At 62.8% G+C, this 25369-nt stretch carries 20 protein-coding genes; 10 read left to right on the forward strand and 10 right to left on the reverse strand.

The window, feature by feature from the left end:
* Nucleotides 1-232: 232 nt before the first annotated feature.
* From RAK1035_RS05175 to RAK1035_RS05190, 4 genes are read left to right on the forward strand one after another with little or no spacing between them, the layout of a single operon-like run.
* On the forward strand, nucleotides 233-8125 hold the full coding sequence (locus tag RAK1035_RS05175; RefSeq protein ID WP_162655201.1) for a hypothetical protein: 7893 nt from the start codon (nucleotides 233-235) through the stop codon (nucleotides 8123-8125).
* A complete protein-coding gene (locus RAK1035_RS05180; protein ID WP_008282700.1) occupies nucleotides 8107-9933 on the forward strand; it encodes a hypothetical protein in 1827 nt (608 codons plus the stop codon). The genes RAK1035_RS05175 and RAK1035_RS05180 overlap by 19 nt, the downstream gene beginning before the upstream one ends.
* Nucleotides 9930-10481 (forward strand): SCO family protein, encoded by a 552-nt coding sequence (locus RAK1035_RS05185; RefSeq protein ID WP_008282701.1) that lies wholly within the window; start codon nucleotides 9930-9932, stop codon nucleotides 10479-10481. Before RAK1035_RS05180 ends, RAK1035_RS05185 begins: the two co-directional genes overlap by 4 nt.
* Nucleotides 10478-11701: a hypothetical protein gene (locus RAK1035_RS05190; protein WP_008282702.1), complete on the forward strand. Its 1224-nt coding sequence runs from the start codon at nucleotides 10478-10480 to the stop codon at nucleotides 11699-11701. Before RAK1035_RS05185 ends, RAK1035_RS05190 begins: the two co-directional genes overlap by 4 nt.
* Before the next feature lie 75 nt (nucleotides 11702-11776).
* On the opposite strand, the gene RAK1035_RS05195 is transcribed toward RAK1035_RS05190, so the two are convergent.
* The 4 genes from RAK1035_RS05195 to RAK1035_RS05210 form a co-directional block, all read right to left on the reverse strand.
* Nucleotides 11777-12715 (reverse strand): c-type cytochrome domain-containing protein, encoded by a 939-nt coding sequence (locus RAK1035_RS05195; RefSeq protein WP_008282703.1) that lies wholly within the window; start codon nucleotides 12713-12715, stop codon nucleotides 11777-11779.
* A 105-nt stretch (nucleotides 12716-12820) separates the two neighbouring features.
* Entirely contained in the window at nucleotides 12821-14293 is a 1473-nt protein-coding gene (locus RAK1035_RS05200) for a heme biosynthesis protein HemY (protein WP_008282704.1), read from the reverse strand.
* A gap of 19 nt (nucleotides 14294-14312) precedes the next feature.
* Nucleotides 14313-15506 carry a COG4223 family protein gene (locus tag RAK1035_RS05205; protein ID WP_008282705.1) on the reverse strand — a complete coding sequence of 398 codons (1194 nt, stop codon included), beginning with the start codon at nucleotides 15504-15506 and terminating at the stop codon, nucleotides 14313-14315.
* Nucleotides 15507-15554: 48 nt separating this feature from the next.
* Nucleotides 15555-16286 carry a uroporphyrinogen-III synthase gene (locus tag RAK1035_RS05210; RefSeq protein WP_008282706.1) on the reverse strand — a complete coding sequence of 244 codons (732 nt, stop codon included), beginning with the start codon at nucleotides 16284-16286 and terminating at the stop codon, nucleotides 15555-15557.
* A 73-nt stretch (nucleotides 16287-16359) separates the two neighbouring features.
* On the opposite strand from RAK1035_RS05210, the gene tsaD reads away from it, so the two are divergent.
* The 4 genes from tsaD to RAK1035_RS05230 are packed head-to-tail and all read left to right on the forward strand — an operon-like array spanning nucleotide 16360 to nucleotide 19098.
* Nucleotides 16360-17457, forward strand: a complete 1098-nt coding sequence (gene tsaD, locus RAK1035_RS05215; protein ID WP_037298708.1) for a tRNA (adenosine(37)-N6)-threonylcarbamoyltransferase complex transferase subunit TsaD — start codon at nucleotides 16360-16362, stop codon at nucleotides 17455-17457.
* Nucleotides 17454-18410 carry an NAD(P)H-dependent glycerol-3-phosphate dehydrogenase gene (locus tag RAK1035_RS05220; protein WP_008282708.1) on the forward strand — a complete coding sequence of 319 codons (957 nt, stop codon included), beginning with the start codon at nucleotides 17454-17456 and terminating at the stop codon, nucleotides 18408-18410. Before tsaD ends, RAK1035_RS05220 begins: the two co-directional genes overlap by 4 nt.
* Nucleotides 18410-18679: a YciI family protein gene (locus RAK1035_RS05225; protein ID WP_037298645.1), complete on the forward strand. Its 270-nt coding sequence runs from the start codon at nucleotides 18410-18412 to the stop codon at nucleotides 18677-18679. Before RAK1035_RS05220 ends, RAK1035_RS05225 begins: the two co-directional genes overlap by 1 nt.
* A complete protein-coding gene (locus tag RAK1035_RS05230; protein ID WP_008282710.1) occupies nucleotides 18679-19098 on the forward strand; it encodes an EVE domain-containing protein in 420 nt (139 codons plus the stop codon). The genes RAK1035_RS05225 and RAK1035_RS05230 overlap by 1 nt, the downstream gene beginning before the upstream one ends.
* A gap of 107 nt (nucleotides 19099-19205) precedes the next feature.
* Here RAK1035_RS05230 and zapE read toward each other — a convergent pair whose 3' ends face one another.
* Both zapE and pip read right to left on the reverse strand, forming a co-directional pair.
* Nucleotides 19206-20267: a cell division protein ZapE gene (gene zapE, locus RAK1035_RS05235; RefSeq protein WP_008282711.1), complete on the reverse strand. Its 1062-nt coding sequence runs from the start codon at nucleotides 20265-20267 to the stop codon at nucleotides 19206-19208.
* 4 nt (nucleotides 20268-20271) lie between these two features.
* Nucleotides 20272-21249, reverse strand: a complete 978-nt coding sequence (gene pip, locus RAK1035_RS05240) for a prolyl aminopeptidase (protein WP_008282712.1) — start codon at nucleotides 21247-21249, stop codon at nucleotides 20272-20274.
* Between the two features lie 48 nt (nucleotides 21250-21297).
* Here pip and ubiG point away from each other — a divergent pair, with 48 nt between their 5' ends.
* Nucleotides 21298-22041: a bifunctional 2-polyprenyl-6-hydroxyphenol methylase/3-demethylubiquinol 3-O-methyltransferase UbiG gene (ubiG, locus tag RAK1035_RS05245; RefSeq protein ID WP_037298647.1), complete on the forward strand. Its 744-nt coding sequence runs from the start codon at nucleotides 21298-21300 to the stop codon at nucleotides 22039-22041.
* 179 nt (nucleotides 22042-22220) lie between these two features.
* On the opposite strand, the gene RAK1035_RS05250 is transcribed toward ubiG, so the two are convergent.
* Genes RAK1035_RS05250 through RAK1035_RS05265 form a run of 4 tightly spaced genes read right to left on the reverse strand, consistent with a single transcriptional unit; the run spans nucleotide 22221 to nucleotide 24492 of the window.
* On the reverse strand, nucleotides 22221-22667 hold the full coding sequence (locus RAK1035_RS05250; RefSeq protein ID WP_008282714.1) for a MarR family winged helix-turn-helix transcriptional regulator: 447 nt from the start codon (nucleotides 22665-22667) through the stop codon (nucleotides 22221-22223).
* A complete protein-coding gene (locus RAK1035_RS05255; protein WP_037298712.1) occupies nucleotides 22668-23498 on the reverse strand; it encodes a carbon-nitrogen hydrolase family protein in 831 nt (276 codons plus the stop codon). It abuts the gene before it with no gap.
* A gap of 5 nt (nucleotides 23499-23503) precedes the next feature.
* Entirely contained in the window at nucleotides 23504-23761 is a 258-nt protein-coding gene (gene grxC, locus RAK1035_RS05260) for a glutaredoxin 3 (protein ID WP_008282716.1), read from the reverse strand.
* Nucleotides 23762-23793: 32 nt separating this feature from the next.
* Nucleotides 23794-24492, reverse strand: a complete 699-nt coding sequence (locus RAK1035_RS05265; protein WP_008282718.1) for a ComF family protein — start codon at nucleotides 24490-24492, stop codon at nucleotides 23794-23796.
* 47 nt (nucleotides 24493-24539) lie between these two features.
* Between RAK1035_RS05265 and RAK1035_RS05270 the strand changes: the two genes are divergently transcribed.
* Nucleotides 24540-25358 (forward strand): methyltransferase domain-containing protein, encoded by an 819-nt coding sequence (locus RAK1035_RS05270; protein WP_008282719.1) that lies wholly within the window; start codon nucleotides 24540-24542, stop codon nucleotides 25356-25358.
* Nucleotides 25359-25369: the final 11 nt, after the last annotated feature.

Below are 25369 nucleotides of genomic sequence, written 5' to 3' on the forward strand. Positions count from 1 at the left end.
TTCAGTTTATCAGGAGATTCCGGTGGACCGAATTTTTAGTAATTTTAATCGCGTCGCTTGTATTTCGCTCTCGGTTGCGATGCTGCTGAATTTTCCAAGTAAAGTATTGGCGCAACAGGGAAATTTAGAAAAACCTATTGAGTGCAGCAATATCCACGACACCGTCAATCAAGCGGAAGGCGCTGCTCGATTCGCTCGCACGCTCTGTGCGGATATCGTCGCGCTTGACCAGATGATGGTTTACAACCGCTTTGGCAGCTTCAACCCGTACGGGATGATCTATGCGCTCCGCCGGGACGTGGTCAGCAGTGCAACCCCGGTCAAGGCGCTGACAGCCGATCAATGCGACATGGGCCTCGGCATCGAAAGCCACGGCACTGACCTTGCCCCCGGCAAGGTCCGCCTGCGCGATTGCAAGCGGCCCAGACCATTGACGCTGCGCGCCAATGTCGGTGACATTCTTCATATCAGATTAGGCAATGCGCTACGCGCAGAGGCACCGGGATTTTCCGAGACATTCTGCAAGACCCGTGCAGATGAGCCGGGCATGCCCTATGGCGCAGAGCTGCATGGCCTGCGCGCCGCAGTGTCAGAAGAGACCGTTTCCGGGCAGCTTGATCATGGCGAGGCGTCTTGCCGACCGGCAAACGGCTCTCCACGACCCAGCGCTGATGGCAATTGGCCAATGACGCGCGGCGCAAATTTGGCCATTCAGGGACTGACATCTTTTGGGTTACGGGACGGCCAGATGATCGAGGCCCCTGATGCCTGCAAGGGTCTTGCCGCGATCAAACCGGGCGCGGCCATCGATTGCTTTTACATGATCGAGCGTGAGGGCCCGTTCTTTATGGCAAGCACCGGCGCGCCTTCGGGCGGACAGGGCGATGGCGGCAGCTTGACGCACGGGCTTTTTGGGGCTGTCATGGCCGAACCATCCGCATCACGCTGGTATCGCAGCCAGGTGACGCAAGGCGCGTTCCGGGCAGTATGGCGGGCTGCGGAAAACGCCGTGCGCCATGCGATCCGCGCCGCTGATATTGATGATCCATCTCGCTACGAGGTGGTGGAGCGCGATCCCATCTCGGGCCGCCCATTGCCTTTGTTGAACATGCTGGCACGTGTGGATCGCGCCGACGCGGCACTCCGCGACGAAGACCCGAATGCGTATTTCGCCAAAGGCGTGTTCGAGGTGGTCCATTCCGATCTCAACGCCATCGTGTATCGCGAAGATCGCGAAGATCGCGAAGCAGGCCGCCCGCTCGCCTTCCGAGAATTCTCGGTTTTCTTCCATGACGAGCTGAAAACCTTCTATCCGCGCAACTTCGAGGAACTGGGCGCCTTTGGTGCGGGCCAGCTTTCCGGGGTCCGCGACGGGTTCGCCATCAATTACGGGGCCAGCGGGATGGGGGACATGCTGCTTGCCAACCGCAAAGGCATCGGCCCCGCCGCAAATTGCCAGGAATGCCTCTATGAAGAGTTCTTCTTGACCTCTTGGGCCAATGGCGATCCCGCTCTTCTTGAGCATTACAGCGACGATCCGTCAAACGTGCATCATTCCTATCTCAACGATCCGGTGGTTTTCCGCAATTTCCATGCCGGACCAAAGGAGACGCATGTCTTCCATCTTCACGCGCATCAATGGTTTGCGGGCAATGACGGCAATCGTGGCGCGTATCTGGACAGCCAGACCGTCGCACCGCAGCAGGGCTTTTCCTACGACATCTACGGTGGCGGGATGGAGGTCTATCATCGCGGCACGCAGGGCGAGCAAGGTTGGTACGAGACGCTGGGGTCAGGCAACCGCAACCGGACGGTGGGGGATTCGATCTTTCATTGCCATCTCTATCCGCACTTTGCCCAAGGGATGTGGGAACTCTGGCGCGTTCATGACGTGCTCGAGGATGGCTCTCGCAAACTTCCAGACGGGCAATGGGAACCGGTCCTGTCGCTGGCCGAGATGGGTGAAAAGATCAAGGCGCGCAAACGGCCGGGGTCGGTTGATCAGGCGACCGGCCGCTGGATAGAGCCGTCAGCTGGGCTTGGCCCACAGAACGTCGGCACACCAGTGCCAGCGATTGTACCGTTGCCGGGACAGGCCTGGCCAGTGCTGCCGAGCTATCCCATGGATGTGGCGAAACTTGACGAAGAGGGCGGCGTATCTGCCGATCCAGTAAGCGAGATCACCACGTTCGCAGGCTATCCGTTCTACATCGCAGGCCAACCGGGCCACCGCCCACCACAGGCACCGATGGACATCGCCCGCGCCTTGGATGGCGATATGGTGACGGGTGACTATCTCGACGGCGGCATGCCGCGCCATGTGGTCACCGATGACAGCACCCGCGCCTTGCCCTTTACCGTGCCGCAAAGCGTGGCAGACCGTCTTGCGGCTGATCCCGGCACGAGCAATCTTGCCTCGGCGTTGGCAGATCCTGCGCTGCGACAGCGCGAGGCGCTGCAATCGCAGATCCTTGCCACAGCGCTATCGCTTGGCGACATGACCATGAAGCTCAAGGCCCTCACGATCGACCTGCTGGAATACGATGGCGAGCCGATCGAACGCTCGGCCATGGCCTTTCACCACAACGGTGTTCTGCCGGATGGCACGGCGCTTTCGGTGCTGGCACCGGACGGCAGCAGCTCGCTGTTCGAGCCCTCGGATGGCGGATATCCGACACAGGGCGGAGCCAAGCGATTTACCGTCAACGGCGCGCCCGCCAAACCTGGCGCGCCATTCGCTGATCCGTGTGGCGCACCTTCGGCTTTTGGCCAGATCACGCGGGTTGACGCGGACAACTACAGCTTTGTTTCCGGCGGGGCCAGCTTTCCAATCCTGACCGTTTCGGCAGGTCAACCGCTGGTTGGCGGCGCAGATGCAGGCGACGCCGAAGTCTCGAATTGGGTCGAGCACGAACGCACCGACCGTTTTCCGAACGGCCCTCCCACGCTCTACTATATGGATGGTGCGACAGCGCGGGTGATCGAACGCGGTGCCCATGTGTTTGAAAGTGATCCGTTTCTCAAGGGCCTCAAGTCTGTGGAGTTTACGCCCGATCCAGCGGTCATCGGATACCGCCGCTACGAGGGCTCGGCGGTGCAGGTGGATATGATCACCAACCGCGCAGGCTGGCATGACCCGCAGGCGCGGATCAACGTTCTGACCCATCCGGCGGATGGCTATCCCGGCTCGGACAGCTACAAAAAGGGCGGCGGTCGCATTTCACCCAAGGTGACAGCCAGTGAAGAGCCATTCTTCTTTCGCGCACTCTCGGGCGAATGCATCGAATTTCGCCACACCAACGAGTTGCCCAAAGAGCTGGAACTCGACGATTTTCAGGTCAAAACCCCGACCGACACCATCGGCCAGCACATCCATCTGGTAAAGTTTGACGTCACCGCCTCGGACGGGTCGAGCAACGGCTTCAACTACGAGGACGGTACTTTTGCGCCGGGCGAAATCGCAGCGCGCATCTGTGCGGCCAAAAACACCGCGTCCGTTGCAGATGTCAGTTTCAGCCGTAGTCCGGGTGAGCTGTTGATGCGGGAATATTCCGGCGACAAGGGCGACCTATGTGCAAAGGACCCAAAGACCGGGCTTTGGAAGGTAAGCGAGGCCTATGATCACAAGATCTGGACACTCCCCTTGTCGGGGTATCGTGAGTTGTTTCAGACCACGACGCAACGGTGGTTCGCCGATCCGATCCTGTCGGACACGCGCGCGCCGGATGACGGCAGTGGCATAGGCAAGGCTGATCGCACCCTTCGCACGGTGTTCAGCCACGACCATTTCGGTCCATCCTCTATCCAGCAACACGGCTTTTACACCGCGCTGGTGATTGAGCCGCAGATCGCCCAGATTTGCGATCCGGGCAAGGTCTCTTGCACCGCTCCACGCGTCGACCGCGAGTTGGTTACAGCGGGGCCGCAGGATGTCGGGGCACGCAAGGTGATCGTAGACCTGCTTCCGGTCGATACCGATGTGCTGACCTACCGTGAATTCGCGGTATCCATCGCTGATTTCGCGCTGCTCTACGATCCGCGCAACAACGTGCCCGTCGAGGCTGTTGAAAAGGCGCTTCAGGGCGGTGACACGATGGCGATGAAGGGCATGCTGACCCTCGCCTGTGAGGCGCGCCATGGTGCCCGCGCCGCCGCGCTCGAGGCCAGCGGCGCGCCCTCGGTGCAGGTTGATGCGCGGCTTCAGGACATGTCTGATATCTGCGATTCCGCCTTGGCCAAGGATGGAACCGGCTGGTTTGGTGCCATGGGCGATCTGCCACCGGCCTGGCTTGCGGCGGGCCGTCCGGGTGATCCGGCGCATCAGGCTGGCCTTGCGCCCGCGCTTCTTGATCAGGTTACTGTCAACTATCACGGCACAGACTATTCGGCACCGGATTTCCTCCAACTTTACATGACCGATTACCGCGCCAAGGCGGCGGGCCATGCCCCCGGTCCAGAGGCGCTGCTGGCCAGCCCCGTCTCGCCACCCGCCCGGCCCGAGAGCATTTCGGTCGACCACCACGATCCATATCTGGTGAATTATCGCGGAGAGCCCTTTCCCCTGCGATTGGGCGAGGATTCCCGTGCGGGATCATCCTGTGCACTTACACCGCGTGTCGAGGACTGGGTGACCCCCCTGCTCAACGGCGTCACAGACCGCTGCGAGATCAGTCGCCAAAAGACAGGTGAGCCCGGTGATCCGGCGAATGTCATGCTGAGCGCGCTGCACCAAGACCCGGCAACGCCGATCTTTCAGGCGCTCGATAACGAACCCTTGCAGTTCCGATTGATCCAGGGCGCGCAAGAGGTGCAGCACACCTTTACGGTTGAGGGCATGACACTGCCCCGCAATATCGACCAGATGTTCCCAAGCGCAACCTCGGAACGCGAGCCGATCACCCCGCGCGAGACCTTGGTGCGAACCTGCGAAACCAATGAGGGCGCAGCCAGCAGCGTGCGCATGGCTCGGGCTGGTCGACCCGACGAATATCGCCAATGGGCTGCCTATGGGGCCAACCATTGGCCTGCGGGTTCCTCGCAACGGCAGTTTTGGGCGGATATCGAGGCGCAGCTTGCGCAATGCTTCAACGCCGATGGGCGCATCGCCGCACAGGAAATCGGCATATCAGAGCATTTCGAGTTCCGCGCCGCCTTTCTCTATGATAACAATTTCGGTGGTCTGGGCGAAGAGGTGAGCCGCAATCGCTTTGCGCCCGGGCGCATTACCTCGGTGCAAACGCTGCTGGATTTGCTGCGCGAGCGGCGCGAGCAATTGGTGCTTCGCACGCGCGTGTCCGACACCCCGTATCACTTCGGATCGCAGGACGCGCTTTGGAATGGGGCCTGGGGGCTGATCCGGGTTGCGGCGGACAATCGCAACTACCTTGCGTATGTCACGCTGTTGGAACAGGTCGACCGGTTCATCGCCGAGGCCGAGCCGCTGGTACGCGACAATCCCGATGCACCACCGCCACCTGCCCTGTTGCGTGACAGCACGCGCCTCCTCTTGGCTCCACTCGACGAAGCGGTCAAGCGCTTGCCAGAGCTGTCGACTGATCCGCAACTGCGGGCGCTGCCGCGTAATCTCGGCACCCTTGATGCCGCACCGGATCAAGACTCCGCCGCCACACCAGAGCCGCTGATCGTTCCGCTCGAGCGGTTTCAGGATGAGGCGCAACGCACCTTGCGAGCGCTGCCAGAGCTGCGCCAAGATCGGGCGCTCAAACGGCTTCAGCTTCCGGTGCCCGAGCGCAGCCCGATTTTGCGGCCCGAGTTGAACCAGCTTGAGCTGTTCTTTCGTGGCAAGACCGAGGTGCCCGATTACCAGCCAGTCGCCGAGTGCCCGCGCAACGCCCCCAACGTCTATACTGCCATCGTCGCCATCGAATCCGAGACGGTGTTTCCGGGGCAGGCGGGCACCAACTACAGCACAAGCTTGAACGATCCTGACGGTCTGTTCTTTGCGCTTGTCGATCCGCGAGTTCTGATCAATCCCGATATGCCGCAAAGCGTGTCCGACCTTGATCTCGAACTGCGCACGAACTGGGAAGCGATCCCGCTCTCTCGGGTGATCGACGCCGTCCGCCGCTTTTATGACAAGCCAGAGCCGCTGGTGATCAACGTGAACGCCGGTGACTGCGTTTTCGTGACCTTGCTCAATGCGCTGCGCTACCAAGACGGGCGCATTCCGGGTCTTGCGGACGGAACAGGCGATGCGCGCATGCCCGGCATTACCTCGCTCAACGTCGAGCGGCCATGGGAGGCTGCTTCGGAAGAAGAGAACACACCGCACGAGATGAACGCCGACAGCGACCGCAGCACAGACGTGGTGCCCTCCGCACGGCTCGCGGTGACGCTGCCCTTGCCGATCCTGACGCGGCAGAGCAGCTATGGCCGGCCCTTTGGGAACAATGCGATCTGGGCGCTCAGTGGTATTCCCGCCGATCAGCGCGACCCAACCCTGTCGATCCGCGACCGCACCGATCGGCTAAAACGGCCACGCATTGCCGAGATTGAGCAGTTCCAGTTCTACGCTGGTCTTGCCTATGCCGATTATCGCTACACGCTGCCCACGCCGCTTGTCGCAAGCCTGTCCGAAACATTGGCCCCTCAAACCGCCGATTTCCTTGGTGATCTGGGCCGTGGCATCACGATCCCCGAGGGCATAGCCGCGCTTCCTCTGGCAGCCCCTTCGGGCAGCGCGCCGACCCTTCTTGGCAATCAGTTGCTACAATTACGTGACCAGCGCGACGGGGCCATCTCGCGCCTGCGCACAACTCTTGAGGAGGTCCCGCAACAACCCACACCCGAGGTTGCCCCCCCAATCCGCGTGCCCGCGATCGACGGGCAACTCCGCGATATCGGGCGTCTCCCGCAGGGAACCTTGCGTCAACTCGAAGGCCGTGTCCCGCAAATGTCGGGCGAGGCCCGCGTGGTTCTGCCGGGGGATACCCTGCTCCGAGACTCGGTCGGGCAGTTGAACCGCATCCCCAATCTGCGACCAGCTGACCTTGACCGTCGCTTGGCAGACATAATCGACGGGTTCGAGATCGACCGAGAGCGCCTTGTGCCCGGCCCGGACAGTCTTGGGATTATCAAGCGTCAACTTGTCACGCATTTCATTCCCTATGCCTATGGCGCACTGCCGCTCAAATCGTTCGGCGATGTGATCGGGCATCCGACGCATGGGTTGATCGGGGCCATTACCGTGGTGCCACAAAACGCCTCTATCGGCGATGTCCGTGGCCGCAAAATACGCTTCGAGGCTTGTGAAAACAGGCTCGTGGCACCGGGCACCAGCATCGCGCCGCAGCTCCGCCTTTATGATCTGGGCGAGCTTCAGGCGCGCCGCTGGCTCGAGCTTGAGCGCCTGCCGAACCGCACGATCCGCCTCCTGTGTGAGAATTACGTGATCGTGCCGCCAGCCGGCGCACGCAGCGCTTGGCCACCAATGTGGCACGCGACACTGCGCGCCCGAGGTCCGGATGGTGCAGGCAGCCACCCGATCCGGCAATTCACCTTGTTCTGGCAGGACGGGTTGAACCAGCGCGACCGTGACACCGCCGATATCTGGGCGCTCGGGGGCTCGAATGAGCGGCTGGTCAAGGATTGCGCGATCTGTGATGACAGCTACGATTGGGGCGACAAGGGCGTGAGCTATCTTAGCGAGCCATTCCATGTGCGGCTTCGGGATACCAATCTTGGGCCTGTCGAATCCCACTATAACCTCAATGAAAAAGACTTTGGCACAGCCTTCTGGAAACTGACACCAACTGAAATCCCAACCGCGACCAAGGCACCGATGCCGGTTCTCAGGGCTGTGGCGGGCGAAGAGGTGGTGGTGCACGTGGTCCATCCGGGCGGCCGCGCGCGCCAGCGTGCCTTTGCCACCATCGCGCAGGATTACAGCGATCTGTTCCCGGGCTTTGGTTTCCCCCGTGCCGCGTTGCTCGCTCCGGGCAAGGCGATCACGGCGTCGCTGACCAAAGTGGTCGAGCCGGGCTGCTACCTGTGGTTTGACGGCCCGCTACACCTGCGTGCAGGTGGGGTTTGGGGGCTGCTCGACGTGCTGACACCGGCGCAGGCCCACGACCCCAAGGCGACATCATGCAGCGCGCGCCGCTGATCGCCCTTCTGCTGGCCGTACTGGCCACGACGGGGCAAGGCAGGGCGCAGGCCAGCCTTACTGCGGCACTAACCCTGCACGACCCTATCACCGGCGCGCCCACCACCGCAGATGACAGGAAACCCGTGCGCCTGCGCGTCCAACTTACGGATCCTGTAACTGGCCTGCCACCGCGCGGCGTGGATTTGTTGGGCTGGGTGCGCGGCGTGGCTGCGGATAATCCCGGCTGCGAAAGGGCTGCACAAAACTACCGCGCGACCCGTCGAACACCGCTTGGGTCTGTAGACTTGAACGGAATCCTGCTGGCCACCTACAACAGCGGTGCAAGCCTCAGCGTGGTTGATCCCAAGCTGAACTTCTATTCCTCGAACTTGGTCGCCGCGCACCGCCTTGATGGCGCACCCACCTCTGTCGCCACCAGCGCACGACAAATGCGGGCTTACGTGGCCTATCCCGATGACGGGATCATTCTCGCCGCCAGCCTGACCGGCCCGGATCGGCATGTGCTGGCCGAGGGGTTGCCCGGTGTTACCTCGCTGGTCACGTCGCGCACGGGTGATCTCTGGGCTGGGGATCGTGCAGGCCAGGTGATGCGCCTGTCACCAGACGGCACCCTGCGCGAGACGCGGCGCTTGGGTGTTGACGCGGTTACGCTGACCCGTCCGCGCGATCCTGAAACCGACAGTATCGCCGCCTATACACCAGCGGGCGCAGCGTTTCTGCTTGACGGGGCAACCGGGCGAGACATCCTGAACACCACCTTCTCCAGCCCCGTGGCAGACCTGAGCATCGTCGGCGATACCGGCCTGTTGGCCGTTCTGCGCGACGCCCCGCAGGCCGAGATGCGCTATGCCGATGCCCCCGATGCGCCACTGACGATCCCACTTGGCAAGACATTCGCCCGAATCGAAACCGGGCCCGATGCGCGTATCGCTCTGGCTTATACCCCCGGCGATAGCATTGTGGCGCTGATCGACCTGGCACTTGGCCGCGTGGTGCAATCCGTGGAACTGGCGGATGCCAGCGTCAGCGAAGTCACCTTTACCGATAACGCCGCCTTCATCCTCAGCCATGATGGCGGCTTTCTTGGTGCGATTGATCTCGCCACTGTCGCACTGGGCAAGGCGGCCGTGCTGCGCAAGATCGACCTTGGGGCCAAGACCGAGCGGCCCGAAGGCACAGATGGGCTGCTGGTGCCGCTCTTTCCCTCGCCACAGGTCATCGCGGTCGAGCCGCGGTTTCAGACCGGCTGGTTGGTAGGCGAGTTGGCCTCGACCGTCGAGATGCCGCCGATGGACTCGATCCGCTTGCGCGGTGGTATTCCGCAATCGCTTCAGGTGATCGACCGCAGCTTTCAAGAGGTGGAAACCGGCGTCTTCGAAACAGTATGGGCCTTTGATGCGGGCGCGCGCGAACTGATTCTAACAACCTTCGCGGGCCAACTCTCAACCTGCGTGCCCTTTCATGTTCGCGGCTTCGTCGAACAGCATGCCCTAACCCCGGTACGGCTTGTGCGCGAGGGTGCCCAAGTCCCGGTCGCCGGGGAACCCTTTGACCTCGTATTCCAAGTGACGGGCCCCGACGACCGCCCGCTACCCCTGCCCGGCCTGCACCTGATGGTGCCAAGCATGCTCTCGGGCACGATGGTCGAGGCGACGGCAACCGCCGACGCGGCCGGTCTCCTGCGGGCGCGCCTGACCTTGCCGCATGAAGGGCCATTCGTGGTACAGCCCCGCGACTTGCCGCAAGGCTTGGCGCTACGCTCTGCTCTCATCCTCAAGGCACGCTCCGAGAAGGAAACTCCATGATCCGCACAGCGCTTGTTACGCTTTTTCTGGCCGCTGCCCCCGCTCTAGCCGATGGGCCTGCAACGGCGGATTTTGCCCGTGAACGTCTGGCGATGCCGCAGGTGACGCTGATTGACCAATATGCCCGAGAGCAGGCGTTCCACGGCCCGTTGACCGATGGGCAGATGCTTGTGATCAACTTCAACTACACAACCTGCGAGTCGATCTGCCCAATCGGCAATGACGTGATGGCCGAACTGGACGATATGCTGCCGACCGATGCGCCGGTGCGGCTGCTGTCAATCACCATCGACCCGGGTCGCGACACGCCCGCCCATATGCGCAAAGCGGCAGACACCTTTGGCGCAAGTGAGCGCTGGTCATGGCTGACCGGCACGCCGGGCGAGGTGTCGCGCCTTCTGGCAGCGTTCGATGCAGATTTCGCCAATATCGTCCTTCATGACCCGGTGTTTATTGTCGGGGATCTGCAGTCGGAACGCTTTTACAGGTCACAATCCATACCCGAGGCGCAAGAATTGGCAGATCTGGTCGCATCGCTGATCCGGTGAGGGGGCTTTTTCTGGCAGCGCTGCTGTTTCTTGGCACGGCCAGCATGGCGCAAGACGGGCACGAAATGTTCACCGGCCAAGCCGCTGTCGCCGATCCGGCTGGCGAACGCAGTCTTATCCGTTTTCCGTGCCACACCTGCCACGGGCGCGACGGGCAGGGGGGAATCGAGGGCGACGTGCCGCCAATCGAATGGTCGCGTCTTTCGGTGGCCTCCGCTGACAGGCCGGGATACGATGTCGATACGTTCCACCGTGCGGTAACAGAAGGTATCGCAGTCGACGGCAGGCCGCTCAGCCGCCTCATGCCGCGTTACGCGCTCAACCGCGCCGAGACAGACACCCTGCGTGCCTATCTGGGCCGACTGCACGAAATCCAGAGACGCGGCGTGCTATCCGACAGGCTGCGGATCGGGGTTGCCACCATTCCGGGTGCCGCTGAAATTTCCGATGGCTACAGGGCTGCGCTGGCGAAATCGCTGTCGGAGCGGCTGGGCGGCGACCGCGTTTACGGGCGGCAGATAGAATTGGTGCCCGTTGATGCAACACTGCCCGGCGAAGCGCACGATCTGCTGGCCGTGATCGGCCTGCCAGTTGCGGCGGTGAACCCCTTCACACGGCTTGGCCTGCCTGTTCTGGCACCTGTCGGCGCGCTTTCGGGTAACGAGGATTCCAGCATCCTGCGCGGCATCACGCCCTCGCGGGATGCGCTGCACGCAGCGCTCGCGGGGGAAGTCGCGATAAAGGGGCAAGGGCCGATCTTGGTCGTATCGCAAGACCCGGCGCAACGCAGCGCCTTTGAACTGGCACTGTCACTGGCCGCACCAGACCGCGCGCAGACCGATCATGCAAAAGAGGCCGAGGATATCGTCGTGCTCGATGCCTCCCCGCTGCCACAGAACAGCGCAGCAAGGATCTGGATCACGTGGCAAAGCCTTGCAGCGCGAAGCACCACAGCCGCACCCGACCAAACGATCATGGTCGCCATCGAAACCCCACGCATTGTCTCGGATGCCATCACGGCGCAGACGCATCCGATCCAGATCCATGCACAAGAGGCGGGCGCCGTTCTCGCAGAAGCGCTAAAGGCGGCTGGGCGCGATGTCACCCGGGCGGGGCTGCTCAAGGCGCTTGGGGATACGGTGCTTGTAGATATCGGACTGGACTACGCACATTTTCCACTGACCGGCACCGAAGAAATCGCCGTTGTCCCGATGCCCTAGAGCATGTTGTCCAAAAGTCGGAATTGGCACGGGGTTTTTCAGCACAATATCCAAGCCCTTGGGGCGGATCGCGCGCTAACGCGCTCGCAAGCGTTCTGCCACCAAAGTGCCGTCGGCTGCAATCCTGGCACGCAGTTCAACACGGTCTCCTTGCTGCACCGCGTCGCGGATTTCAGTTCCGGCATGGGTGGCAAATACTGCGCCGTCCACCGCATTCGGGGCACTCAGGGTGCCGCGCAGCCGCACGCGCCCGCCCACCGGGATAGGGGCTGGCGTGCCCTCAGCATCCCGTGCGCCACCCTCGATCCACGCCTCAAGCAAGGCGATATCGGTCTCTTCCAACCATGGCGGCCCATCCAAGGGCATCTGCGGATCAGACAATCCGCGCACCCGGCGGATAAGTTCTGAGGCGACCGGATTGCCGGGAATAACGGCAATCCGGTCCCCGCCGCGCAGAATATCCGCAAGCGTGTCAAGCCGGAGCGCTTCGGGCGGGGTCTCGTATTTCCCGTTGTCAGAATGGCACTCGATACAGCGCTGGCCAAAGATGCGCCGAACCTCGGGATAGGTTACGATACCGTCCGCCAGCGGGTCTTCTGTAGTGAGCGGCAGTTCCGTTGGTTTCGAGGGGCCGGGTGCCCCGGCATCAACCCAGCCACGCAACAGGGCGATTTGCGCCTCGTCAAGAAAAGGCGGCCCGTCCAGCGGCATCCGGGGTTCTGCACGGCCTTCCACGCGAGCGATCAGCGGGCTGCCCGCGGCATCACTTGGAAGGACCACAGGGCCGTTTTCGGATCCGCTCATCAGGAACTCGTAGGTCTCAAGCCGCAGGGCAAGCGGGGCGAATTCACCACTGTGGCAGGCGACACACCGCTCCTCGAAGATGGGCAAGATCACATCCCAAGTCTCGGCTTTCGCAGCCGAGCCGAGACCTATCAATACCATGGCCCCGCCAATGGCCTTCGAAGCGACACCGCAAATGCCCATCTTGGCGCGTTTGATCTGCAGGGCCATTGTGCGGGTCTCCTTCTCAGATCAAGCCAAAACCACCCGCGATCAGCATCAGTGCTACAACGCCAAGAGTAGCACGACGGCATCGTAAGGCACTGGAGGGAAGCCTTATTTTTCGGCCCTGTCCATGTGCTCTTCCTCTACGATTTCAGCGTCGGGAACGGTGTCATCCTCTGTCTTCACAGGTTCGGAATTGGGCTCGTCCAGCGCGCCCACGATAAGCGGCAGCATCTCAAGCCCCGTGGGCGTGGCAATCGGGCTATTGGGGGGCGCGCGCCAGCTAAGCGTGTCGAAGGAATTGCAATTCTCGCAGGCAGGTGCCCATTCGGCATGAATATGCTGGCATTTATCGCAGACCCATTGCGGCCCACGCGGTGCCGACAGCGCCCGCGCCAGCCAGCCCTTGACCACCGCGTCGGATGCCCCTTCGCCCCGCTCAATCGCCGCCATGATGGTTAGCGCGCGCGCATCCGGCTCGACCTCGGCCAGCGTGCCCAGCGCACGGCGCGCCGCCGGGAAATCCTCTGCGGCCAGATTCAGTTCCGCCTCCAACAGCCGGGTTTCACGGTTCTCAGGATGAACCTTGAGCAGCTTGGCAAATCGTTTCAAACGCTGGCGTGGCGACTCATTCGGCTCAATCGCGGCAAAGGCCGCCGCAAGATCGGGATGCGGTCGCACCAGCCACGCCTTGTTGATCACGCGCAGCGCATTGCGTGTATTGCCTTGGTCAATATAGCCGCGCGCAGCCAGCACTGCCGCCGGAATAAGATCGGGCGACAGGCGATTGGCCTCGATCGCCGCTTCGCGCGCCTCGATGGTCTTGCCCTCATCCAGCACATCACGCGCCTCTGACAGCGCCAGCACCGCATCCCGGCGCTTGTGCACATCGCGCGGCAGGCTGCCATATTTCAGCTTGGCGTTCAGCGTCTCACGCGCGCCTTTCCAGTCCGAGGTTTTGGCCTGCAAATCAAGCAGCGTATCCTGAACCTCGGCATGTCGCGGTTTAAGGGCAAAGGCTGTCTTGGCCAGTTTCAGCGCGGTTTCGGTATCCCCCTCCGCCAGCTTTTGCCGCAGAATTCCACGCACGCCAACAAAGCGGGTTTTCTCATTGGTCAAAAGCTGTTTGTAAACTTCTTCGGCCTTGCGCCGATTGCCTGCCATCTCAGCCGCCTGCGCCGTGATGAGATTGGTCAGCGCCGGTTTGCGCAGGTATTTTTCAGCTTTGGCAACCTGTGCCATCGCCACCTCGCCCTCACCAGAGGCCAGCGCCAGCATCCCCTCGGAGAGCGCGCGATAGCCCTTGTCTTGACGGCTGCGATCGAAATAGCGCGACAGCGCGGTTTCATCACCGTTGATGAACTTGAGCGATGCCACCAAAAGCCCGGTCAACTTCATCAAAAGCCAGATGATGAACACCAGCACGCCCAGCGCAATCACCGCCTTGATCGGGGTCAGGTTGATCTCGACCCCCGCCATGACAATCCGCACACCGCCATCGAGTTCGAGCAGGAAACTCGCGCCCAGCGTCACGCCCGCCACCAGGGCAATGAAAACCGCTATCTTGATAATCGACCAAAGCATGGCGCTCGCCTTTTCTCGTTCAATTCACTGTTTCGGCCAGCGCCTCTGCGGCGGCCAGCGCCTCTTGGCGGCGCGTGGCCTCGGCGACCCACCCATCAAGGGGCGCGCGCGCGGCCTCGGAAAGCGTTGCAATCTCGGTCAAGGCATCGCTTAGGCGGCCCTCGGCCAAGGCGGCCTCTGCCCGAGACAGGACCGCATCGGGATCATCCCCCTCCTGAGGGCTAAGCGAGCGGATACCAAGCTGACTCTTGAGAAAGCCGCCCACGCCGGCCACAGCATCGCCACTTTCGGCTCGTGCAGCGGCAAGGGCGGCGCGCGCCGCCTCGGGGAAACTCTCGATCAGAGCGGCCTGTGTCGGCACTCCGGTTTCGGCCTGATCGGCCAACACGTCAGGCACTTCGGCACCGGTCTCCCTCAGATCGCTCAGCGCCGGGGCGAAATCACTGCCGGTGTCGAGCGCGGTCAAAACCTGCGTCAGCGCAGCGCGGCGCAGCGTGGCCACTGCGCTATCGCGTGCCGCCGCCTCCTGCGCATCTGCCGCCGAACGTAGCGCCTCAACCTCAGCCGCTTGCGCCGCGAGGGATGCGCGCAAATCCTCGATCTCGGCCGCCGGTACGCCGCCGCCCTGCGTCGCCGGACGGGATTCTAGCGCCGCGATACGCCCCTCAAGATCAGCGATCTGCCCGGTAAGCGCGGTCAGTGTCTCGCTCAGGCCCTGCATCTCGCCGCTCAAATCCGGCGGGCTTTGTACCCCATCCAGATCATCGCGCAGGGCGGTCAGCCGCGCGTCCTGTTCCGCAAGCGCCGCCTCAACGCCGCTCTCTTCGGGGGCAAACCACGAAGGCGGCAGCACATAAGGCGCCGCCGCAACACCCACACCCGCCGCCACGACACCGCCCAGCAACATCGGCCAGAACCCGCCTTGGCGCACGATCACCGGTTCGGGTTTGTCTTGGGCAAGCGGCTCAGGCTCGGGCGTGTCGCCCCCGACATAAATCGCGCCGGGCGCGCCGTCTTGACTGATTTCAGGCTCTTGGCTCTCCGTGGCAGGCGTATCCATATTCTGCCCTGTCGCATCCGAGGCGTCCTGCACTGTGCTCTCGGGCTGCTCTGGCTCTGACATTTCGGGCGCTGTCTCCGCGACCGGCTCCACAGCATCCGACACGATGTCTGCCTCACCCGGTTCCTTCGGAGCTTGCTTCTTGTCAGCCACCTTGTGCCATCCTTTCGAATCTCACCACACGTCCCTGTCAATCTGACCTTACTGCGGTCGTTTTCCACCCTCAAGCCGCTTGGCCATCTGCACGAGGTCTTGCACTACGGCCAAGACGCCCGGCAAATCCGGCATTTCCGCAATTCGCACGCACGCCGCCACATCCTCTGGCAGCGCATCCGCCGCATTGCGGCTTATGGCCGCGATCAAGAGCGGCGCGCTGACGCCCTCGGCCTGCGCCAAAAAAATCCGCGCCGTGCGGGGGGACATCAGCGGCAGGATCACCGGCTCCGCACCCCGCAAGAGCGCCCGCGCCTCGGCGCTCAGCGTTGCCTCAACCTGATCATAAACCACCGCATCGCGCGCCGTATGCCCCGCAGCGCGCAAGGCCCCGGCCACGTCCGCCGCTACATGCGCCCCGCGCAGATGCAGGAACGGCCCACATGCGCCATCCTCTGCGATCCGCGCCAACAACGCCCCGGCATCACCCCCGGCGGAAATGGCACGCAACCCCTGGGCCTCTGCCGCCTCTGCCGTGGCATCGCCCACCGCATAGCAGGGGGAATCCCGCCGCGCGCTCAGGCGGCAAAATCCCTCCACCCCGTGTCGCGAGGTGAAAATCAGCGTCTCATCCCCGGTAAGATCGGGCAGCGCCCCACCATAAGCGATCTGCATCACCGGCGAGACCACCACAGCAACATCACCGCAGAGCGCTTTCACCTCTGCGGCCATGCGGCTGGCCTCCGGCTCGGGCCGGGTGATCAGGATCGTGACGGTCATGGCCCATCCAGAGTTGTTGCCTGTCTCATTCGGTGTTACCTGCCTTGGACCTTTCACGCAACGCATGGCCGCGATGACAGAGCCTTTGATCCTCTTGGGACTTGAGAGCAGCTGCGATGATACCGCCGCTGCGGTGTTGCGCATTGACGCAGATGGCCGTCCCAAAATCCTCTCCTCGGTGGTGCATGGTCAAACCGCGCTGCACGCCGATTTCGGCGGGGTCGTGCCGGAAATCGCGGCGCGCGCCCATGCGGAAAAGCTGGATATCTGCGTGCGCGAAGCGCTGACCGCAGCGCATCTGACACTGCGCGATGTGGGGGCCGTCGCCGTCACCTCTGGTCCGGGGCTCATTGGCGGGGTGATCGCTGGGGTGATGTGTGCCAAGGGGATCGCTGCGGGCGCAGGCCTCCCGCTTATTGGCGTCAACCATCTTGCGGGCCATGCCCTGACCCCGCGCCTCACCCATGATGTGGCTTACCCCTATCTCATGCTGCTGGTCTCGGGCGGGCATTGCCAGTTCCTGATCGTGCGCGGCGCGGATGATTTCACCCGGCTAGGCGGCACCATCGACGACGCTCCCGGCGAGGCGTTTGACAAAACCGCGCGCCTTTTGGGCCTACCACAGCCCGGCGGCCCCAATGTGGAACGCGAGGCGCTAAAGGGCGATCCCACCCGCTTTCGCTTTCCCCGGCCTTTGCTCGATCGTCCTGGCTGCGATATGTCCTTTTCCGGGCTCAAAACCGCCCTCCTGCGCACCCGTGATGAGATCGTGGCCCAGAAATTCGGCCTGACGCGTCAGGATCGTGCTGATCTTTGTGCCGGGTTTCAGGCCGCCGTGCGTGATGTTCTGGCCGAAAAAACCCGCCGCGCCCTGACCGCCTATCTGGCAGAGGCACCCGCCACCCCGGTCATCGCCGTCGCTGGCGGTGTCGCCGCAAATACCGCCATTCGCGCCGGGTTAGAGACTGTTGCCGCCGAGATGGGAGCATCTTTTGTCGCGCCCCCGCTGGCGCTCTGCACTGATAATGCCGCGATGATCGCCTATGCCGGGGCCGAACTCTTTGCGCTTGGCCACCGCGATGACATGACCCTTGCCGCCCGCCCCCGTTGGCCCTTGGATCACACCAGCCCTGCCATGCTCGGCAGCGGCAAGAAAGGGGCCAAGGCATGATCGTCATCTGTGGCGCGGGCGCATTCGGCACGGCCCTTGCCGTGACATTGGCGCAAAACGGCCCCGTCACCCTCTGGGCGCGCGACCCGGCCCACGCCGCCGAGATGCAGCAGACACGCGAGAATACGCGCCGCTTGCCCGGCATCTCCCTGCCGGACAGCGTGACCCTAACCACCGGCCCCGTGCCCAAGGGCGATATCCCCTGCCTGCTTGCCATGCCGATGCAGACGCTGGGCGGCTTCCTTTTGGAACATGCCGCATCCCTCGCCCGCCGCCCGCTGGTTGCCTGTTGCAAGGGCATGGACCTGACCACGGGCCTCGGCCCCACCGGCCTCATCGCGCAATCCTGTCCTTCGGCAACCCCTGCAATCCTCACCGGCCCCAGCTTTGCCCGTGACATCGCCCTTGGCCTGCCAACGGCGCTGACGCTCGCCTGCGGCGACGACCACACCGGCCAAATGCTGCAGCGCTGCCTTACAACGCCCACCCTGCGCCTCTATCGCAGCACCGATACGCTGGGCGCGGAACTGGGCGGCGCGCTCAAAAACGTGATTGCCATCGCCTGCGGGGCCGTTATCGGGGCCGGTCTGGGCGAGAGCGCGCGCGCCGCCCTGATGACCCGTGGCTTTGCCGAAATGAACCGTCTTGCCCATGCGCTGGGCGCGCACCCCCAGACGCTTGCGGGCCTCTCGGGCTTTGGCGATCTGGCGCTCACCTGCACCTCTGACCAGTCGCGCAACTACCGCTACGGCCTGAGCATCGGCAAAGGCGCAGGGTTTGATCCCTCCCTTACCGTCGAAGGATCCGCCACCGCCCGCGCCGTCTTGGCCCGCGCAAGGGCGCTCTCTCTCGATATGCCCATCACCCATGCCGTCACCGCGCTTGTCACAGGCGAATTGCACGTGGCGCAGGCGATGGATATGCTGCTCTCACGCCCATTAAAGGAAGAATGATGCTCATTGCCCTGATCGCCCGCGACAAACCCGGTGCTCTGCAAACCCGCCTCGACACCCGCGAGGCCCATGTCGCCTATCTCAAGGACACCGGCGTCGTGTCTCAGGCCGGTCCGCTGCTCGATGACGCAGGCCAGATGATCGGCTCACTCGTCATCCTCGACGTGGCCGATATGCAGGCAGCACAGGATTGGGCCGCCGCTGATCCCTACGCCAAGGCGGGGCTTTTCGCCAATGTCGAGCTGATCCCGTGGAAAAAGGTCATCTGATGCGCTATTGGCTGTTCAAATCCGAACCCTCAACCTGGGGCTGGCAGGATCAGCTGGCCAAGGGCGACGCGGGCGAGGAATGGGACGGCGTGCGCAACTATCAGGCCCGCAATTTCATGCGCGAGATGGCGCTTGGGGATCGTGGCTTTTTCTACCATTCCCAGAGCGAAAAAGCCGTAGTTGGCACCGTCGAGGTCATCGCCACCGCCCATCCTGACAGCAAATCCGACGATCCACGCTGGGAATGCGTGGATATCAAGGCCGTCGCCTCCGCCAAGACACCTGTCACGCTCGACACGATCAAATCCGATCCGCGTCTGGCCGATATGGTGCTGGTGAAAAACTCTCGCCTCTCAGTGCAGCCCGTCACGGCCGACGAATGGCGCATCATCTGCGATATGGCAGGCCTTTCGGGCTAGGGCGTGTTGCGCCCCATGGAAAACACACCCGTCCCGGGCCTGACCCGGGGCCTCGCAAAGGCGACATGGGCCCGGGGCGATGTGACCCCGATCAGACTCAAGGCGCTCTAATCCTCTTTGCCCCAGCCTTCGGATTGCATTTCGCGCATGCGGCTGGCGGTGCGCTCAAACTCGAACGATCCCTCGCCTTCGATATAGAGGTATTCCGGCACCGCCGCCGCCGAACAAATCAGCCGCACGCGCGCCTCATAAAGCGCATCAATGAGCGTCACAAACCGCTTGGCCTCGTTGAAATTGCTGCGCCCCATCTGTGGGATGTTTTCTAGGATCAGCACCCGCGCCGCTTCGGCCAAGGCCAGATAATCCGCCGGTCCAAGGGGATTACCGCAAAGATCATAAAACGTGGCCCGCGCCACGCCATTGTGAAACGCCGGTATTTCCACCGCCCGCTTGTTCACGATAATCGTATGCGGCCCGCCGCGACCCTCGGTCAAACTCTGCCAAATCGTCTCTATCTCGGCCCGACTCTCGGCATTGATCGGGGTGAAATAGCTCGGGCTGCCCGTCAGACGATCCTGCCGGTAATCGGTCGGGCTGACCATTTCATGCAGGACCATCCGCTCTTTCAAAAGCTCGATGAAGGGCAGAAACAGCTGCCGGTTTAACCCATTCTTATACAGGTCATCCGGCACCCGGTTCGAGGTTGTGACCACAACCACCCCCGCCGCAAACAGCGCCTCGAATAGCCGCCCCACGATCATTGCGTCCGTGATATCGGTGATCTGCATCTCATCAAAGGCCAACAGCCGCACCGATTTGGCCACCTCCGCCGCCACCGGTGCCAGCGCATCCGCCTCGTTGCGCGCTCGTGCGGCATGCAGACCGGCATGGATTTCCTGCATGAAAGCATGGAAATGCACCCGTCGGCTGGGCACGGCCAACGTGCTTACAAACAGGTCCATCAGCATGGATTTGCCGCGCCCGACCCCGCCCCAGATATAGAGGCCCTTGGGCGGCTCTGGCGCGCGGCGAAACCAGCCCTTGCGCGGGGCCTCGTCCAGGCCTGCACGAATCCGCTCGAACTCGGGCAAAAGCGCCTCTTGCGCCGGATCGCGGGTCAATTTGCCATCGGCCACAAGGCGGGCATAAAGATCAGGCAGGGTTTCCATCGGCCTAGCGCGCGCCGCGGGCCAGCTTCTGCATGACGCCCACCAATTCGGCGCTGATCCCCGGCTCTGACAGGGCATGCCCCGCCACGGGGATCATCCGCAGATCGGCACCCGGCCACCGCTCGGCCAGCCGATGCGCCGTCACCGGCGGGCAGATCATATCATAGCGCCCCTGCACGATCGTGCCCGGAATATGCGCGATGCGCGGCATGTCATCCAGAATCTGGCCATCATGATCCAGAAATCCACGATGGGTGAAATAGTGATTCTCAAGCCGGGCAAAGGCGCGGGCGTAATCGGCGGGGCTATCACCACCCACACCGGTGGAATGCACTGTGGCCAGTGCATTTTCCCAGGCTGACCATGCCTTGGCATGGGCCACTTCCTCGCTCAGATTGCCCGAGAAAAGACGGCGGTGATAGGCGGCAATCAGATCGTCGCGCTCATCTTCGGGGATCAATTCCACGAATCGCGCCCATGTTTCCGGCCAAAACGCCCCGGCACCGCCCCCATAGAACCAATGCAATTCCGCCTCGGTCATGGTGAAAACCCCACGCAGCACCAGATGCTGCACCGGCGCAGGGTGCGCCTGCGCATAGATCAGCGCCAGCGTCGCCCCCCAACTGCCGCCGAACACGATCCAGCGGTCGATGCCCAAGGTCTGGCGAATCAACTCGATATCCGCCACCAGATGCCATGTCGTATTCGCCTCGACACTGGCATGCGGGCGCGACCGGCCACAGCCGCGCTGATCAAACAGAATGATCCGGTAAACCGCCGGATCAAAATAGCGCCGCATCGCCGGGCTGCATCCACCCCCCGGTCCGCCATGCAGCACAATCACCGGCAGGCCATCGGGGTGGCCCGATTGCTCCATATAAACGCTGTGCCCATCGCCCACATCCAGCATACGCCGGTCAAAGGGCTCGACCGGGGGATGGAGATATTGCACTGCGCTCTTTTGGCCTGAGAATTTGTCCATGAATGTCCTATATAAGCCGCGAGACCAAAAGAGCATATGGAGAGCAGAATGCAAGCCGCTCAGAGCACGATTGATCCCACCGAGGTCGCCAAGTTCGAGGCGATGGCCGCTGAATGGTGGGACCCGAACGGAAAATTCAAGCCCCTGCACATGCTCAACCCCTGTCGGCTGGATTACATCACAACCCAGATCGCGGCAGAGTTCGACCGTGATTTGCGCGATCAGACGCCCTTTGCCGGGCTGCGCCTGCTTGATATCGGCTGCGGTGGCGGTCTTTTAAGCGAACCGATGGCGCGTCTGGGTGCAACCGTGGTCGGGGCCGATGCCGCCCCCCGCAACATTCCCGTGGCCCAGGTCCATGCCGCGCAATCCGGGCTCGACATCGACTATCGCCACACCACCGCCGAGGATCTGGCCGCAGCAGGCGAACAATTCGACGTCGTACTCAACATGGAAGTGGTCGAGCATGTGGCCGATCCGCTGACCTATCTCACGGCCTGCCAGCAGCTTTTGAAACCGGGCGGGCTCCACATCTGCTCGACCATCAACCGCAACCCAAAAAGCTATGCGATGGCCATTGTGGGCGCGGAATATGTCATGCGCTGGTTGCCCAAAGGTACGCATGACTGGGCCAAATTCATCACGCCAGACGAGCTATACGATCTCTTGCGCAACGCCGCGCTCGAACCTGTGGATCGCAAAGGCTTTGTCTTTAACCCGATCACATGGGGCTGGCGCCTGTCAGACCGGGACCTGAGCGTAAATTACGTGACGGCAAGCGTGAAGCGCTGAGGCGCGGGTTGCTGGGCCGGGGACTAGCGAAGCAACGGCCATGGATGCCACTTAATGCCAGTCAAGTCCGTATGACTTCACGGTGAAGCGCTCCCTCTCGAAATCGCTAGGCCGCGGGACGGCCCAGCGATCCGCGCGGCGGCGCTACGCGCCTTGTTCCGCGCGGGTAGCAGACGAACTCACGTCCCCGGCTCCAGCCGCGCCCGTAATTCCCGCAGAACCGGAAGGCTGGCGCGCACGCGGTCTTCGCCCAGATCACGGATCAGGTCCGACACCATCGGCGTGATCGCCGCCATTGCGGCATCGCGCGCCTGACGACCCGAGGGGCTGATCGCCACCATCTTGCGCCGCGCATCATCCCAATCGGGGCGGATATGCACATATCCCGCCCACTCCAGCTTGGACAGGGTATTGGTCATCGCCCCGCGTGTGACGTGAAAGCTTTTGGCCAATTGGGCCGGGCTGCGTTCATCCCCGATCCGCGCTAGATGGTTCAGCACCGAAAAATGCGAGATTTCCATACCTTTTGGCAACACCCGTGTCAGACGGCTGCGGATCAACTGCTCATTCGTAAGGATCTCGCTAAACAGCGCCACGGCAAGGGAATTGCTGGTCGTATCGGTCATTCAGGGCCCGTCAAACGCTCTATCATGGCGCAGCGAAGGCACGCGCCTGCGCGCTTGTGCCACCGCATCGGGGTCAAGATCAACCATCACGATGCCCGGCTCAACGCCACCATCGGCAAGAACCTCTCCCCATGGTGCCACAACCATACTGTGCCCATGGGTTTGACGGGTGCGTCCAGTTGTCGCGGCATGGATGCCGGTCTGTGCCGGAGCCAGCACAAAACAGCCGGTTTCAATGGCACGGGCGCGCAACAGCACCTCCCAATGCGCGGCCCCGGTCACATGCGAAAACGCCGCCGGAACGGTCAGCACAGTGGCCCCCGCCTGCGCCAGACGCCGGTGCAAATGCGGGAAACGCACGTCGTAACACACCGTCATCCCCAGCTTGCCCAGTGGCATATCGGCCAGAACCGCCCGATCACCGGGGCGAAACCCATCCGATTCGCGATAGGTTTCTTCGGGGGTGACATCCACATCGAACATATGAATCTTGTCATAGCGCGCGACAATCTCGCCATCCGGGCCGATCAGAAACGACCGGTTGGCAAAGCGCCCATCGGGATCATCGGTTTTCAGCGCGAGCGACCCGATCAAAAGCCAGACACCGGCCTCTGCCGCGCGCGCGCGCAGGCCCGCCAGTGTCGGGTCGCTCTCTTCGGGGTGCAGCACGGCGTTTTGATGCGTGCGGCTGCCCGAAACACAATTGGTAACCTCAGGCGTCAGGATAAACTTGGCCCCATCCGCAATCGCCGCATCAATCATAGACAGCGTGACCGCCAGATTGGCCTCGGGGTCATCGCTGCTACTCAGCTGCAAAAGCGCCGCGCGCATCGCCGTCACCCGCGCAACAGCGCGTCAAGCTTGCCCGCCTGTTCCAGCGCATAAAGATCATCACAGCCACCCACATGGGTGGTGCCTATGAAAATCTGCGGCACTGTATGGCGGCCATTGGCGCGCTTCATCATCTCAGACTTTCGCGCGGGCTGTGCCAGCACGTTGATTTCTGAAAAATTAACACCTTTCTTCTGCAACAGGCGTTTGGCCGAATGGCAAAACCCGCAGAGCGGTGAGGTGTAGATTTCGACTGGTTTCATGATTGGGATCCCCGGTTCGCTGTCGCGCGAACTTAGGCATCCTTGACGGCGCGCGCCAGTGTCACAACGCTCACTTCCCCGCTACCGGCTGAAAAACAGGCCTGCGTCGCCACCGATAGCGTCGCCCCCGAGGTCATGACATCGTCAACAATCAGCACCGAACGCCCGGCAATCAATCCCCTATGCCGCGCCGTTACTCGAATCGCATCCGTCAGCATGGCGTGTCGCGCCTCGACACTCAGCCCCTTCAGGCTCTGCGTGCGTTTGAACCGCGTCAGCAGGTCAGGGCAGCATGGCAAACCGGTCTCGCGCGCCAATCCCTGCGCCAAAAGCGCCGATTGGTTGAACCGCCGCGACAGCATCCGCCCCCAATGAAGCGGAATGGGCGCAATCAGCGTATCGGGCCGCAACAGGGGCTGCGCCGCCCGCGCCATCCACTTTGCGGCCGGGCGCACCACATCGTGCCGGTCGCCATGCTTGAGCATGAGGATGAGCTTGCGCCCATTCTCATGATAGCGAATCGCCGCGCGCCCCTGCGACCACGGCCGCGCCATGCGCAGGCAGTCATCGCAATGCGCGGCCTCCGCATGCCCCTCACCGGGCAGAGGCACGCCGCAGGTCTCGCAGACCAGCCCCGAGATGAACGGCGTATCCCGCCAGCACGGGCCACAAAGACCAAAATCGCTGTCCACCACCGCGCCGCAAAGCGTGCAGCGGGCGGGATAAACCATGCGAACCGTCGTTTGAAAAGCTGCTCTCAGCACTCTATTCTTGCCCCATGACCCAAACGCTCCTGACAGATCGCGCCGCCCTCACTCGCAACCGCCTGCGCGCCCAGCGCGCACCGGCGCTCTTTCTGCACGAGATAGCGGCGGATGAGGTCGAGGATCGCCTGACCTTGGTTAACAAATCCTTTACCGCACCCGCCGTGGTGACGGGTTTTCCGCATTTCTGGCAATCCCGGCTGCCAGAGGCGCGCATCGTCGCGGATGATGAGGTGCTGATGCTGGAACCCGGCGCGCATGATCTGGTCATCCTCGCCCTCTGCCTGCATTGGGCCAACGATCCTGTGGGTCAGCTTATTCAGGCCCGCCGCGCGCTGCGCCCCGATGGCCTGCTGCTCGCCGCGCTCTTTGGCGGTGGCACGCTGCACGAATTGCGCAGCGCCTTGGCTCAGGCCGAGGCAGAGGTCAGCGGCGGCCTCTCGCCCCGCGTCCTGCCCATGGCCGAAATCCGCGATCTGGGCGCGCTGATGCAACGCGCGGGCCTTACCCTGCCGGTGGCCGATACTTTGCCGCTTCGCACCAGCTATGCCGATCCTCTGGCGCTGATGCACGACCTGCGCGCCATGGGCGAATCCAATGCCATGAGCGCGCGCCATCGCGCACTAACCCCGCGCCGCATGCTCTACCGCGCCTGCGACATATATTCACAAGCCTTTGGTATGGATGACGGACGCATCCCCGCCACATTCGAGATGATCTTCCTCACCGGCTGGGCCCCTGACGCCAGCCAGCCCCAGCCGCTGCGCCCCGGATCAGCCAGCGCGCGCCTTGCCGATGCGCTTGGCGCGGTGGAAACCCCGTTGAAAGATTGACCTTTCAGGCA

Origin of the sequence: Roseovarius sp. AK1035, from assembly GCF_003288315.1 — a bacterium.
Classification (GTDB): Bacteria; Pseudomonadota; Alphaproteobacteria; order Rhodobacterales; family Rhodobacteraceae; genus Roseovarius; species Roseovarius mucosus_A.